The organism is Streptomyces sp. TSRI0107 (assembly GCF_001905845.1).
Classification (GTDB): Bacteria; Actinomycetota; Actinomycetes; order Streptomycetales; family Streptomycetaceae; genus Streptomyces.
Genome location: NZ_LIVZ01000012.1, coordinates 145,302 through 158,709 on the forward strand (window position 1 = coordinate 145,302; position 13,408 = coordinate 158,709).

13 protein-coding genes are annotated in these 13,408 nt (G+C 71.4%); 4 read left to right on the top strand and 9 right to left on the bottom strand.

Features of this window, described 5'->3' with window-relative positions:
* Positions 1-39: 39 nt before the first annotated feature.
* The 3 genes from treS to AMK31_RS29885 all read right to left on the bottom strand — a co-directional run bounded on the left by treS (position 40) and on the right by AMK31_RS29885 (position 4,111).
* Positions 40-1,758, bottom strand: coding sequence for a maltose alpha-D-glucosyltransferase (treS, locus tag AMK31_RS29875; RefSeq protein ID WP_073943808.1), 1,719 nt, complete (start codon positions 1,756-1,758; stop codon positions 40-42).
* Complete coding sequence (locus AMK31_RS29880; protein ID WP_073943809.1) at positions 1,755-3,740, bottom strand: alpha-1,4-glucan--maltose-1-phosphate maltosyltransferase; 1,986 nt, start codon at positions 3,738-3,740, stop codon at positions 1,755-1,757. The genes treS and AMK31_RS29880 overlap by 4 nt, the downstream gene beginning before the upstream one ends.
* A 74-nt stretch (positions 3,741-3,814) precedes the next feature.
* Positions 3,815-4,111, bottom strand: a complete 297-nt coding sequence (locus tag AMK31_RS29885; protein WP_073943810.1) for a DUF5133 domain-containing protein — start codon at positions 4,109-4,111, stop codon at positions 3,815-3,817.
* 309 nt (positions 4,112-4,420) lie between these two features.
* Between AMK31_RS29885 and AMK31_RS29890 the strand changes: the two genes are divergently transcribed.
* Entirely contained in the window at positions 4,421-4,933 is a 513-nt protein-coding gene (locus AMK31_RS29890; RefSeq protein ID WP_073943811.1) for a pep a2, read from the top strand.
* The gene (gene glgX, locus AMK31_RS29895; protein ID WP_073943812.1) at positions 4,930-7,074 is read left to right on the top strand and encodes a glycogen debranching protein GlgX; all 2,145 of its coding nucleotides are present in this window, start codon (positions 4,930-4,932) and stop codon (positions 7,072-7,074) included. The genes AMK31_RS29890 and glgX overlap by 4 nt, the downstream gene beginning before the upstream one ends.
* 73 nt (positions 7,075-7,147) lie before the next feature.
* On the opposite strand, the gene AMK31_RS29900 is transcribed toward glgX, so the two are convergent.
* Positions 7,148-7,948, bottom strand: a complete 801-nt coding sequence (locus tag AMK31_RS29900) for a VOC family protein (protein WP_073943813.1) — start codon at positions 7,946-7,948, stop codon at positions 7,148-7,150.
* A 164-nt stretch (positions 7,949-8,112) separates the two neighbouring features.
* Here AMK31_RS29900 and AMK31_RS29905 point away from each other — a divergent pair, with 164 nt between their 5' ends.
* Positions 8,113-8,451 carry an ANTAR domain-containing protein gene (locus AMK31_RS29905; protein WP_073943814.1) on the top strand — a complete coding sequence of 113 codons (339 nt, stop codon included), beginning with the start codon at positions 8,113-8,115 and terminating at the stop codon, positions 8,449-8,451.
* A gap of 182 nt (positions 8,452-8,633) precedes the next feature.
* On the opposite strand, the gene AMK31_RS29910 is transcribed toward AMK31_RS29905, so the two are convergent.
* Entirely contained in the window at positions 8,634-9,428 is a 795-nt protein-coding gene (locus tag AMK31_RS29910; RefSeq protein WP_073943815.1) for a SigB/SigF/SigG family RNA polymerase sigma factor, read from the bottom strand.
* 406 nt (positions 9,429-9,834) lie between these two features.
* Between AMK31_RS29910 and AMK31_RS29915 the strand changes: the two genes are divergently transcribed.
* Positions 9,835-10,356 carry a hypothetical protein gene (locus AMK31_RS29915; RefSeq protein WP_073943816.1) on the top strand — a complete coding sequence of 174 codons (522 nt, stop codon included), beginning with the start codon at positions 9,835-9,837 and terminating at the stop codon, positions 10,354-10,356.
* Between the two features lie 7 nt (positions 10,357-10,363).
* Here the strand turns inward: AMK31_RS29915 and hemC are convergent, their stop codons facing one another.
* The 4 genes from hemC to AMK31_RS29935 are packed head-to-tail and all read right to left on the bottom strand — an operon-like array spanning position 10,364 to position 13,371.
* Positions 10,364-11,299 (bottom strand): hydroxymethylbilane synthase, encoded by a 936-nt coding sequence (gene hemC, locus AMK31_RS29920; RefSeq protein WP_073943954.1) that lies wholly within the window; start codon positions 11,297-11,299, stop codon positions 10,364-10,366.
* A gap of 44 nt (positions 11,300-11,343) precedes the next feature.
* Positions 11,344-11,811 (bottom strand): GNAT family N-acetyltransferase, encoded by a 468-nt coding sequence (locus AMK31_RS29925; protein ID WP_073943817.1) that lies wholly within the window; start codon positions 11,809-11,811, stop codon positions 11,344-11,346.
* Positions 11,808-12,326, bottom strand: coding sequence for a hypothetical protein (locus AMK31_RS29930; protein WP_073943818.1), 519 nt, complete (start codon positions 12,324-12,326; stop codon positions 11,808-11,810). Before AMK31_RS29930 ends, AMK31_RS29925 begins: the two co-directional genes overlap by 4 nt.
* 28 nt (positions 12,327-12,354) lie before the next feature.
* Positions 12,355-13,371 carry a questin oxidase family protein gene (locus AMK31_RS29935; protein ID WP_073943819.1) on the bottom strand — a complete coding sequence of 339 codons (1,017 nt, stop codon included), beginning with the start codon at positions 13,369-13,371 and terminating at the stop codon, positions 12,355-12,357.
* Between the last annotated feature and the right edge of the window lie 37 nt (positions 13,372-13,408).

Sequence of the window (13,408 nt, forward strand, 5' to 3'; positions counted from 1 at the left end):
ACGCCTCCTTTCGTCGGCGCATGCTCACGGTCGTCGGCCTCACAGCCGTCGGCCGATGCGAGATGCGACTCGGACGAGCCGGAACCAGTAGAAGCCGTGGCCCCCGAGGGTCAGCAGGTACGGAAGTTCACCGATGGCGGGGAAGCGGACCCCGCCGAAGAGTTCGACCGGGTGACGGCCGGCGAACTCGCGCAGGTCGAGCTCGGTCGGCTGGGCGAACCGCGCGAAGTTGCTCACGCACAGCACCAGGTCGTCCTCGTACTCGCGCAGGAACGCGAGCACGGCGGGGTTGGACGACTGCAGTTCGCGGAACGAGCCGAGGCCGAAGGCCGGGTTCTGCTTGCGGATCTCGATCATCCGCCGGGTCCAGTGCAGCAGCGACGACGGCGACGCCATGGACGCCTCGACGTTGGTGACCTGGTAGCCGTAGACCGGGTCCATGATGGTCGGCAGACAGAGGCGGCCCGGGTCGCAGGTGGAGAAGCCCGCGTTGCGGTCGGGCGTCCACTGCATGGGGGTGCGGACGGCGTCGCGGTCGCCGAGCCAGATGTTGTCGCCCATGCCGATCTCGTCGCCGTAGTAGAGGATCGGCGAGCCCGGCAGGGACAGCAGCAGGGCGGAGAACAGTTCGATGGTGTGGCGGTCGTTGTCGAGCAGGGGCGCGAGACGGCGCCGGATGCCGATGTTGGCGCGCATCCGCGGGTCCTTGGCGTACTCGGCCCACATGTAGTCGCGCTCCTCGTCGGTGACCATCTCCAGGGTCAGCTCGTCGTGGTTGCGCAGGAAGATGCCCCATTGGCAGCCGGACGGGATGGCAGGGGTCTTCGCCAGGATCTCCGATACGGGGTAGCGGGACTCCCGTCGTACGGCCATGAAGATGCGGGGCATGACGGGGAAGTGGAACGCCATGTGGCACTCGTCGCCGCCGACGCCGTAGTCGCCGAAGTAGTCGACGACGTCCTCGGGCCACTGGTTGGCCTCGGCCAGCAGCACGGTGTCCGGGTACAGCGCGTCGATCTCGCGGCGGACGCGCTTCAGGAAGTCGTGGGTGGCGGGCAGGTTCTCGCAGTTCGTGCCGTCCTCGGCGTAGAGGTAGGGCACGGCGTCCAGGCGGTACCCGTCGATGCCGAGGTCCAGCCAGAACCGCAGGGCCGCCAGGATCTCCTCCTGCACGGCGGGGTTCTCGTAGTTGAGGTCCGGCTGGTGGGAGAAGAACCGGTGGAAGTAGTACTGCCCGCGGACCGGGTCGAAGGTCCAGTTGGAGACCTCGGTGTCGACGAAGATGATCCGGGCGTCCTGGTACTGCTTGTCGTCGTCGGCCCACATGTAGTAGTCCCCGTAGGGGCCGTCGGGGTCGCGGCGGGACTCCTGGAACCACGGGTGCTGGTCACTCGTGTGGTTCATGACGAAGTCGATGATGACCCGCATGCCGCGCTGGTGCGCCGCGTCGACGAACTCCACGAAGTCGGCCAGGTCACCGAACTCCGGGAGCACGGCCGTGTAGTCGGAGACGTCGTACCCGCCGTCCCTGAGCGGGGACTGGAAGAACGGCGGCAGCCAGAGGCAGTCCACGCCGAGCCACTGGAGGTAGTCCAGTTTGGCGGTCAGGCCCTTGAGGTCGCCGACGCCGTCGCCGTTGCTGTCCTGGAAGGAGCGGACGAGGACCTCGTAGAAGACGGCACGCTTGAACCAGTCCGGGTCCCGGTCCTGGGCGGGCGTGTCCTCGAAGGTGTCCGGGACGGGCTCGTTGACAGTCATGACGCTGCTGACCCTCCGATCTGCGGCGCGGCGGGGGACCGCTGAACGTGGAGCACATGGGCCGGCGCGCGGCCGGGCTCCAGACGCACGTAGTTCGTGCTGCCCCAGTGATAGGTCTCACCCGTCAGTTCGTCGTGCACCGACACGGCTGTGTGCGGGTCCAGGCCGAGTCGCGGCAGGTCCAGCGTGACCGTGGCCTCCTGGGTGTGGTGCGGGTCGAGGTTGGCGACCACCAGGACCGTGTCGGGGCCGGACCGCTTCGAGTAGGCGATCACCGCGTCGTTGTCGGTCCCGTGGAAGCACAGATTCCGCAGTCGGCGCAGCGCGGGATGACGGCGCCGGACGGTGTTGAGCCGGGTGATGAGGGGGGCGATGCTGTCCGGGCTGTCCCAGTCGCGGGGGCGCAGCTGGTACTTCTCGGAGTCGAGGTACTCCTCGCTGCCCTCCCGCAGCGGGGTGTTCTCGCACAGTTCGTAGCCGGAGTAGACGCCCCAGGTGGGGGAGAGGGTGGCGGCTAGGACGGCGCGGACCTCGAAGGCGGGGCGGCCGCCGTGCTGGAGGTAGGCGTGCAGGATGTCCGGGGTGTTGACGAAGAAGTTCGGCCGCATGTAGGCCGCCGCCGGCCCGGACAGCTCGGTCAGGTACTCCGTCAGCTCCTGCTTGGTGTTGCGCCAGGTGAAGTACGTGTACGACTGCTGGAAGCCGATCTGGGCCAGGGTGTGCATCATCGCCGGGCGGGTGAACGCCTCCGCCAGGAAGATCACGTCCGGGTCGCTCTCGTTGATCTGCCCGATCACCCGCTCCCAGAACACCACCGGCTTGGTGTGCGGGTTGTCGACCCGGAAGATCCGCACGCCGTGTGCCATCCAGTGCCGCAGGATGCGCACGGTCTCGGCGACCAGGCCGTCCATGTCCCGGTCGAACGCGATCGGGTAGATGTCCTGGTACTTCTTCGGCGGGTTCTCCGCATAGGCGATCGACCCGTCGGGGCGGTGGTGGAACCACTCGGGATGCTTGTGCACCCAGGGATGGTCGGGGGAGCACTGCAACGCGAAGTCCAGCGCGATCTCCAGGCCCAGCTCACCGGCCCGCGCGACGAACCGGTCGAAGTCCTCGATGGTCCCCAGGTCCGGGTGCACCGCGTCGTGCCCGCCCTCCGGCGAGCCGATCGCCCACGGCACCCCCACGTCCTGCGGACCGGCGGAGAGGGTGTTGTTGGGGCCCTTGCGGAACGTCGTGCCGATCGGGTGGATGGGCGGCAGGTAGACGACGTCGAACCCCATCTGCGCGATCGCGGGCAACCGCCGGGCGGCCGTGCGGAACGTGCCGTGCGGACGCTCCGCCGTGCCCTCCGAGCGCGGGAAGAACTCGTACCAGGAACCGAACAGGGCGCGTTCCCGCTCCACCAGCAGAGGCAGCGGCTCGGACGCGGTGACCAGCTCCCGCAGCGGATACCGGCCGAGCACCGCGTCCACCTCGGGCGTCAGCGCGGCCGCCAGCCGGGTGGCGACGGGCAGGGAGTCGTCGCGGAGGGTCGCGACGGCGGCCAGGACCACCGCGCGCACCGCCTCGGGGGGTACTTGGGCGGCCGCCCGCTCGTACAGGTCGGCGCCCTCCTCCAGGACCAGCCCCGTGTCGATCCCGGCCGGCACCTTGACCTGGGCGGTGTGCCGCCAGGTGGCCAGCGGGTCGCTCCACGCCTCCACGGTGTACGTCCAGCGGCCCGGCGCCCGCGGGGTGACCTCGGCGCCCCAGCGGTCGGTGCCGGGGGCGAGTTCACGCATCGGCGTCCACGGGCCGGGCCGGCCCTCGGGATCCCGCAGCACGACGTTGGCTCCGACGGCGTCATGCCCCTCGCGGAACACGGTGGCGGTGACCTGGAACGTCTCGCCCGTGACCGCCTTCGCCGGGCGTCTGCCGCCCTCCACCGCCGGTTGGACGTCCCGCACCGGGATGCGCCCGATGGCCACCGTCGTACTCATGGGTCTCACCTCCGCCGTACTCGGAGCCGGGCCGTCGTGGCCCGGCTCGGGATTGCTGCGCCGAAAGGGTGGAACTACCTGGCCACCCGGGACCGGACACCCGCCGGAGGATTCCGCCGGGCGGCTCCGGTCCTCAGGGGCCGGTCGTCCTGTTCCTGCAAATAGGTGGTCGGGGTGGTGCGCAGAAACCGCTCGGCCGCATCGGCGGCCTCCCGCGCACACCGCTTCCCCATGAGCACGCACAGGGTGTATCCCGAGTTCTCGAAAGTCGCCCGTACGGCGCGGTCGGCCGGGGACGCGAGCATCATCCGCTCCCACGCCCGGTACCGCCGCAGCTGCCGGGCCACTTCGGCTCTGGCGGGTAGCAGCATGGCGCCGTTCACCTTCCGGGGCACTCGATGGACACGTTCCCGACGGTCGGGCCGGTGGCCGTGCACGACTGCGGGCACGGAGTTCCGTTACGGCGATCGAGGCCTTCACTCATGGTGCACGCACGGCGACCCAGCGTCTTGTTAGAGCTTCAACCACATCACTTGTGTCGCTCGTGTTGCACGAATGGGCTAGCAGCCGCACTGTTGATGTGACTCAGAAGCGATCAGTGCTCACGCTTCGTGTCGGGGGATTCGGCCCGCTAGGGCGAGGAAAGGAGCCAGAGCCTCGCCGGTGAGGAGCCAACGACGATGAAGACCGCAGTGCCCTGCTACTACCACCTCGACGTGGAAGTCAGTCCGGAACGCGTGGGACAGGTCAGCCGCATCCTGGCCGCTCACCTCAGGTACTGGGACCTCGAGACGCTGGTCGAGCCCGTCTGCAGCGGCGCCGAGCTGCTGCTGAACGCCATCGACGAGCACGCCACGGACAAGAACACGTCGATCGAGATGTGGTGGAACGGCCAGCACCTGATCACCGCCGTCGGGGACCACGACCGGGACCTGCGCCCGGATCAGGACCTGCGCGCGTGCCTCCAGCACATCGCCGCGACGAGCGACGGCTGGGGCTGCTGCGCCACCGACACCGGCAGCAAGGTGATCTGGTTCTCCCAGCGCGCCCGCGCCGGCCGCCGCGCCCCGCTGGTCCCGACCGCCCCGGCGCCCAGCCTGCGCGAGGGACTGCAGGTGCCGCGCGAGGAACCGGTCGTCACCGTGGCCGCCCCGGCGGCCACCGCCGACGGTGCTCTGGAGGACGCGCGGTGACGAAGGAAACGCACCGGAACGCCGGGGTGCCCGTGTGGAGCGGGCACCCCTATCCGCTGGGTGCCTCCTACGACGGTCAGGGCACCAACTTCGCGCTCTTCAGCGAGGTCGCCGAACGCGTGGAACTCGTCCTCGTCGAGGACGACGGCCGGCACCGCACGGTGCCGGTGCACGAGGTCGACGGCTTCGTCTGGCACTGCTACCTGCCCGGCGTCGGGCCGGGCCGGCGGTACGGCTACCGGGTGCACGGTCCGTGGCACCCGTCCCTCGGCCAGCGCTGCAACCCGGCGAAGCTGCTGCTCGACCCGTACGCCACGGCCGTCGACGGGCAGATCGACAACCACCCCTCGCTGTACGAGCGGTCGGCCACCGGGCCCGACCCGGCGGACAGCGCCGGGCACACCATGCTCGGCGTGGTCACCGACCCGTACTTCGACTGGGGCGACGACCGCCCGCCGCGACGGCCGTACGCGGACACCGTCATCTACGAGACCCACGTACGGGGCCTGACCCGCAACCACCCCGACGTGCCGCCCGAACTGCGCGGCACCTACGCGGGGCTCGCCCACCCGGCGGTGATCGAGCATCTGACCTCGCTGGGCGTGACCGCCGTCGAGCTGATGCCCGTGCACCAGTTCGTACAGGACGGGGTCCTCCAGGACCGCGGCCTGTCGAACTACTGGGGCTACAACACCATCGGCTTCTTCGCCCCGCACAACGCCTACGCCGCCGACGGCACCGGCGGCCGGCAGGTCGCCGAGTTCAAGGCGATGGTGAAGGCGCTGCACGAGGCCGGTCTCGAGGTCATCCTCGACGTGGTCTACAACCACACCGCCGAGGGCAACGAGAAGGGCCCCACGCTGTCCTTCCGGGGCATCGACAACGCCTCGTACTACCGCCTGGTCGACGGCGACTGGGGGCACTACTACGACACCACCGGCACCGGCAACAGCCTGCTGATGCGGCACCCGTACGTGCTCCAGCTGATCATGGACTCGCTGCGGTACTGGGTCACCGAGATGCACGTCGACGGCTTCCGCTTCGACCTCGCGGCCACCCTGGCCCGGCAGTTCCACGAGGTGGACCGGCTGTCGGCGTTCTTCGACCTGATCCAGCAGGACCCGGTGATCAGCCGCGTCAAGCTGATCGCCGAGCCGTGGGACGTCGGCGAGGGCGGCTACCAGGTGGGCAACTTCCCGCCGCTGTGGTCGGAGTGGAACGGCCTGTACCGGGACACCGTGCGCGACTTCTGGCGGGGCGAGGAGTACACGCTCGGCGAGTTCGCCTCCCGGCTGACCGGGTCCTCCGACCTCTACCAGCACAGCAGGCGCCGGCCGCGCGCCAGCGTAAACTTCGTCACCGCGCACGACGGGTTCACCCTGCGCGACCTGGTCTCGTACAACGACAAGCACAACGAGGCCAACGGCGAGGGCAACCGGGACGGCGAGAGTTCCAACCGGTCCTGGAACTGCGGGGCCGAGGGCGAGACCCGCGATCCGAAGGTGCGCGAGCTGCGCGCCCGGCAGCAGCGGAACTTCCTGGCCACGCTGATGCTGTCGCAGGGCATCCCGATGCTCGGCCACGGCGACGAGCTGGGCCGCACCCAGCGCGGCAACAACAACGCGTACTGCCAGGACAACGAGGTCTCCTGGATCGACTGGCGGCTCACCGACGAACAGCGCGACCTGCTGGAGTTCACCCGGTACGTGATCGGCCTGCGCGCGGCGCACCCCGTGCTGCGGCGGCGCCGCTTCTTCCGGGGCGAGACCGCCGTCCGCGCCGACCAGCCGCTGCCCGACCTCGTCTGGCTGCTGCCCAACGCGAGCGAGATGAGCGAGCAGGACTGGGAGCGTTCCGACGCGCACTGCGTCGGCGTGTTCCTCAACGGCGACGCCATCGCCGAGCCGGACCCGCAGGGCCGTCCGGTGGTCGACGACTCCTTCCTGCTGCTGCTGAACAGCTACTGGGAGCCCGTCGACTTCCGCCTCCCGGACGCCGCCTACGGCGACCGCTGGACGACGGTCCTCGACACGGCGGTCCCGGGCGCCCCGGACAGCCCGGACGAGACCGAGCACAAGGCCGGCACGGTGCTGCCGGTGGAGAGCCGCAGCCTGGTCCTGCTGTCCCGGCCGCCGCGCTGACGGGCCGAGAGGGGCCGGGGGTTCCTCCTCGGAGGCCGGGGGTTCCTCCTCGGAGGAACCCCCAGGGGGCGTCCTACCGCTCCAGCCGGGACGTCACCGTGAACTGCGCCCCGTCCGGATCGCGCAGGATCGCCTCCTCGGGGGCCTCGCGCAGCACGCTGCCGCCGTTCAGCTCGGCGGCGCGGGCGCAGGCGGCGACGTCGGTCACCGAGAAGTGGACCTGCCAGTGCGGCCGGATGGTGGGGTCCGGCGCCGACTCGACGGCGCCGGACTCGATCCGGGCGACGATGTCGCCGTGGCTGCGCAGCACGACCTCCTCGCCCTCGTAGCGCACCTCGCAGCAGCCGGGGGTCGCCGACGCCCAGTCGAGGACCTCGCCGTAGAAGATCGCCGCGTCGAAGGCGTCCCGGGTGTGGAGCCTGATGAACGCGGGTGCCGCTCGCCGCCAGGTCTCCCAGTCGGTGAACAGCTTGCCCTCCCAGATCCCGAACGTGGCCCCGTCCCGGTCGGCCAGCAGCGCCCCGCGGCCGGGCGGGAAGGAGATCGGGCCGACCGCGACGGTGCCGCCGCGCTCCTGCACCCGGCCGGCCACCGCGTCGGCGCTGCGCACGGCGAAGTACGGCGTCCAGGCGACCGCCGCGTGGCCCATGACGGCCATCCCGGCGATCCCCGCGACCGGCGTCCCGTTCACCACCGCGATCCGGAACCGGTCGCCCAGCTTGCCCGACCGCCACTGCCAGCCCAGCACGGCGGTGTAGAACGCCTCCGTGGCGGACAGGTCACGGCTGGTCAGGCTCACCCAGCAGGGGGCGCCGAAGACGGAATCGGTGGAGACGACCTCCGTCGGGCGGGCGGGTGTCGGGTGCTGTGTCATGGCAGTCGTTCCCTGGGTTCGTGGGGCCGGCGGCCACCGGCCCGAGACCAGTGTCCAACCGGAACCGCTTCCGGCGCCTGCCGAGTACCCCCGAGGCACCACGCAGTCCCGTCGTGTCAGGCCGTCGCGGTGGCGCCGGGCGGCCGCGGTGGCACGATGGACGGGTGGCACACACACCGAGCGAGCCGGCCGACGACACGGACCGGATCGCCGCACTGCAGGAGGAAGTGGCCCAGCTCAAGGAGGCCGTCAGTTCCCATGCCGTGATCGACCAGGCGATCGGGATGATGGTCGCGCTGGGCCGGGTCACCCCGGACCAGGGCTGGATGGTGCTGAAGGAGGTCTCCCAGCACACCAACATCAAGCTGCGCACGGTCGCCGAGCTGATCCTGATCTGGGGCCGGCAGGGTGAGATGCCCCCGGAGATCCGCGCCGAGCTGGAGGACGCCCTCGACCGTCACGGTCCGACCCAGATCCCGGGAGCACCCCCCGAGGGCGCCTAGGCCCTGTCGTTTGGATCATCCCGGCGTCGCAGGGTCTGGCACGCACATCTGCCGCGTTGTCGTCAGTCGCCGACGCGCCGCGTCGACTCCCTCCTCCGCCTTGCAGCTGCACGCACCAGACCCCGCTCGACTCGGCCAGGACGCACCGTCCCTCACAGCCGGGCTGATCCAAACGACAGAGCCTAACGCGCTTCCGCCAGCAGCTCCTCGCGCAGACGTTCGAAGCAGGCGCTGAGCAGGCGGGAGACGTGCATCTGGGAGATGCCCAGCTGCTCGGCTATCGTGCTCTGGGTCATGCCGCGGAAGAAGCGCAGGTAGAGGATGGTCCGCTCGCGTTCCGGCAGGGCCTCCAGGAACGGTCGTACGGCCACTCGGTCCACCACGACGTCGTAACGCGGGTCGGGCCCGCCGATCGCGTCACCGAGGGCGTAACCGTCGGTGCCCGGCATCTCGGCCTCCAGCGAGAGCGCGGAGAAGCACTCCAGCGCCTCCATTCCGGTGGCCACCTCCGCCTCGCTGAGCTGGGCGTGCTCGGCTATCTCCGCGATGGTCGGGGGCCTGCCCGGCGTGGTCTGCGAGAGTTCCTTGGAGGCGCGCCGCACCCGGTTGCGCAGGTCCTGGACGCGCCGGGGCACGTGCAGGGTCCACATGTGGTCCCGGAAGTGCCGCTTGATCTCGCCGGTGACGGTCGGCACGGCGTACGCCTCGAAGGCGCGGCCGCGCGACGGGTCGTAGTGGTCGACGGCCTTCACCAGTCCGAGTGCCGCCACCTGGTAGAGGTCTTCCAGGGCCTCGCCGCGCCCGCGGAAGCGGACGGCGATCCGCTCGGCCATGGGCAGCCACAGCCGTACCAGCTCGTCTCTGAGGGCCTTGCGCTCCGGGCTGCCCTCCGGGAGCCGGTGGAGCCGTTCGAACGCCTCCGCGGTGTCGGGGGCGTCGTCGTGGGGGTGCTGCTTCGTTCTGCCGGCCGTACGCATCGTGTGCGCGCCTCCCTCAGGGGATGCCGGTTGGGGACGGACACCGTGGGAGAGGCGCATGCGGGCACAGGCATTCAGGACGCCGGGGACCGCTGTGCGGGACTCCCACGGACGTGCCTCCTGTCCGAAGCACTCCTATGCCGATTCCCTGGGCAAAACCGGACGAAACGCCATCCGTGAAATTTCCCGGTGACTCGGTCCCGGACCACACGGCTCCCGCTAGTCCCGCAGAGTGATGTACGGCACGCCCGACTGCCGCCCGGACCGCCCCGCGGCGGATTCCTCCTGCCCACGGCTTGATCACCGATCAAAGCTTCAACATCACCGGCAACAGCCCATTCTGCTCATTTGACAGTGCGCTCAGGCCACGGATAGGAAGCAGCTCTTAGAGGTCGAGAGGTGCGGTGTGTACGAGCCGAACGTGGTCGGTGACTGGCAGGAGTACGACGAGCATTCCGGTCTGCGGCTGCGCGTCCACAGACTGGAACAGGCCGAGCCGCCGCGTGGCCGGGACGACGCGGCCGAGGGGCTGACGTACTTCCGGCTCCGGGTCACCGTCGAGAACCGCGGCACCGAACGGTTCTGCGTCCACCTCGAGGACGGCCAGATCGACGTGCGCATCGGCGCCGACGGCGAGAGCGCCTTCATGGACTGGCGCAACTCGCAGTTCATCGAGGGCTACGACGTGTACCCGCTGCGCCGCGCCACCGCCGTGCTGTACGCGGCCGGACCGGAGGCCGCGCTGAGCCGGGTCGACGTGCAGATCCAGCTGCGGGTCGACGACGAGTGGGCCGACCGCCGGATGTGGTCGGGCGGCATCGGCCTGCCCGAGGGGACGGCGTGCGCGCAGCCCTCCGCCGGCCGCGACAGTCTCGCCCACCAGGTGAGCAACTTCCTGCGCGACCAGGCGGAGGAGGGCACCGCCTGACGGACGGTCAGTGCGGGATGCCGTCGATGATCTCCCGGGCGCCCTGACGCAGCAGCGCCACCGCGACCGAGGTGCCGAGCGTGGCCGCGTCCAGCCGGCCGGCCCACTCGTGGGCGTTCAGCCGAGTCTTGCCGTCCGGGGTGAACACACAGGCCCGCAGGGACAGTTCGCCGCCCCGGTCCACGCGGGCGTATCCCGCGATCGGGCTGTTGCAGTGGCCCTGCAGCACATGCAGGAACATCCGCTCGGCGGTCGCCTCGCGATGGGTGGCCGGGTCGCCGAGCGCGCTGACCGCGTCGATCAGCGCCGTGTCGTCCTCGCGGCACTGCAGCGCGAGGATGCCCGCGCCGATGGGCGGCATCATCGTCTCCGGCGACAGCACCTCGCTGATCACGTCCCGGCGGCCGATGCGCTCCAGCCCGGACACCGCGAGCAGCAGGGCGTCCGCCTCGCCCGCCGCCAGCTTCGCCAGCCGCCGGTTGGCGTTGCCGCGGAACGGCACGCACTCCAGATGCGGGTGGGTGGCGGCCAGTTGGGCGATCCGGCGCACCGATGAGGTGCCGATCCGGGTGCCGGCGGGCAGTTCGTCGAGCGTGCGGCCGCCGGGGTGGACGAGCGCGTCACGGATGTCGTCCCGCGCGAGGAACGCGGCGAACACCGTGCCGGCCGGCAGCGGCCGGTCCGCGGGCACGTCCTTGACGCAGTGCACCGCGAGATCGGCCTCGCCGGCCAGCAGCGCCGCGTCGACCTCCTTGGTGAAGGCGCCCTTCCCCTCGACCTGGGACAGGTCGCCCAGCCACTTGTCACCCGTGGTCTTCACGGGCACGACCTCGGTGCGCACGCCGGGGTACAGGGCGGTCAACTCGGCGCGGACCCGCTCCACTTGGGCCAGGGCCATGGGTGAGTCGCGGGAGACGATACGGATCAGTTCCGGAACGGACATGCCGGACACGATAGACCCTCCGGCTCGAGTCCCGGCGGTGGGCCTCACTTTCCCACAAGCAGCGAGAAGCGGACCTTGTCCCTGGCGCGGGCGCCGAGCCGGTCGTAGAAGCGGATCGCCCCGTCGTTCCAGACGGGGGTCTGCCACTGCACCTCGGAGAGTCCGAGCGCCCGGGCCTCCCCGGTCACCGCGTCCATGAGCAGCGCGCCGAGCCCCAGACCGCGGTGGCCGGGGACCAGGAAGAGGCAGTCCATGTGCAGGTACTCGCACCCGTCCCAGGTGGACAGCTCGGGCGCGCAGGTGGCGTAGCCGACCACCTCGCCGTCGGGCGCCTCGGCGACCAGGCAGCGCAGGCGCGGGGCCGCCGTGCCGAACAGCAGCGTGCCGAGGCGTCCGGCGAGGTCGGGCGCGGGCGGGGCGGCCCGCTCGTACTCGGCGTGCAGCCGGGCCAGTTCGGCCACCCGGGGCAGATCGGCGGGCCGGGCGTGCCGCACCACGGGTGCCGCGGTCATCGCACCGTCCCCTCGACGGTGTCCGCGCTCCACGCGGCGAGCCGGTCCGGCAGCGTGCCGGTGCCGTCCAGGACGTGCCGGGAGAACGCCTCCCGTTCGTGCGCGAGCAGCGCCGCCTCCCAGACGCACGGCGCCAGCCCGGCCCGTCCGGGCCGCAGCAGTCCGGGCCGCCCGGCCGGGCCGGTGAACACGGCGAGATCCGACATGTGCCCCTCGATCCAGGTGTGGACCAGCACGTAGTCGCCGTCGCCGCCCGCGTGCACGACGAGCACGGACAGTCCGAGGGAGCCCCGCTGCCGGCCGAGCGCCAGATGGCCCTCGGCGATCCGCAGCGCCGCGTCGACGTCGCCCTCGGCGACCGTGCGGCCCGGGGCCAGGAGGGCGTACGTCTTCACCAGGTGCCCGGCGGCCTCCCGGGTGCCCAACGGGCGGGCGGTGCGGGCGTGGTGGCCGTCGGAGAGGGCGAGCAGGGCGTCCGTGTCGACCGCCGGCGGGAGCGCGTGGGCTTGATCCATTCGGCCATCATCGACCGTGCGGGCCCGCTCAGACCAGAGGGTCGCTCAGCTCGACCGAGCGCAGCGCCGCGGCGAGGGCCCGCTCGTCGCCCACGTCGAGCGCGGTGTCGGTGAGCTTGATGACGTGCTCGTCCCCGTGGGCGAGGGCCTGCTCGACGACCTCCTCGGCGGTGAGGCGGGCGGGCGGCACGTAGTCGACCGGCTCGTCCGGCGCGTACATCGCGGTGACCGCCGCGGACGCCGTCCAGGCCGCGTGCAGGCTCGGCGCCCACAGCTCGCGGGGCAGCGCGTCCAGGGTGCGCAGCACGGCGTTGGGCGCGGTGGCCGCGTGCACCAGCATGGTCTCCTCGCCGTGGCCGTGGGTGGCGTAGCGGTGGGTGGCGGCCCGGACCAGCTCGACCAGCCGGGCGCGCGCGGTGTCCGGGTCGGTCACGTCGTCCGCCCAGCGGGGCAGGGCCCGCACGGCGGCCAGCCGCCCGAGGTACCCGGCCTCGGCGGTCTCGACCGGCGGCACGGTGTCGAGGGTCCGGTCGGGCGTGTCCGCTCCGGGCAGTGTCGCGACCCCGGAGACGGGATGGTGCCGGGCCGCCCAGTAGCCGAGGGCGTGGGCGAGTTCGGTCAGCCGCGGTCCGGTCTCCTCCGTCCGCAGCGCCCGCACGGCGTGGCCGACGCGGATGACGGGGTGCGTCGCGGCGCCGTACAGGCCGGGCAGCAGACGGGGCCACCACTCGGCGAGGACGGCGCGCCACGGGCGCTCGGCGACGGCGCGGGTGAAGTGGTCGATCCAGTCGGCGGCCCGCCGGGGATCGCCCAGCGCCTCGCGCCAGTTGGCGTCGGTGACGCGCTCGACCGGGGTGGGGAACTCCTCCAGCCGGTCGCTGTACAGGTCCAGCCAGCGGTGTACGGCCCCCGCCTGCCCGTGCACGGCCAGCGACTCGACCACCATGGGGGCGTGGTTGCTGAGCCAGCCCCGGAACTCCGGGCCGGAGATGTGGAGCCGTTCGAAGGCCTCGTCGAGCCGTCCGCTCGTATCACTCGTGGTCATGACAGCGACGCTACGACACGGGCGGCGACGGCAGATC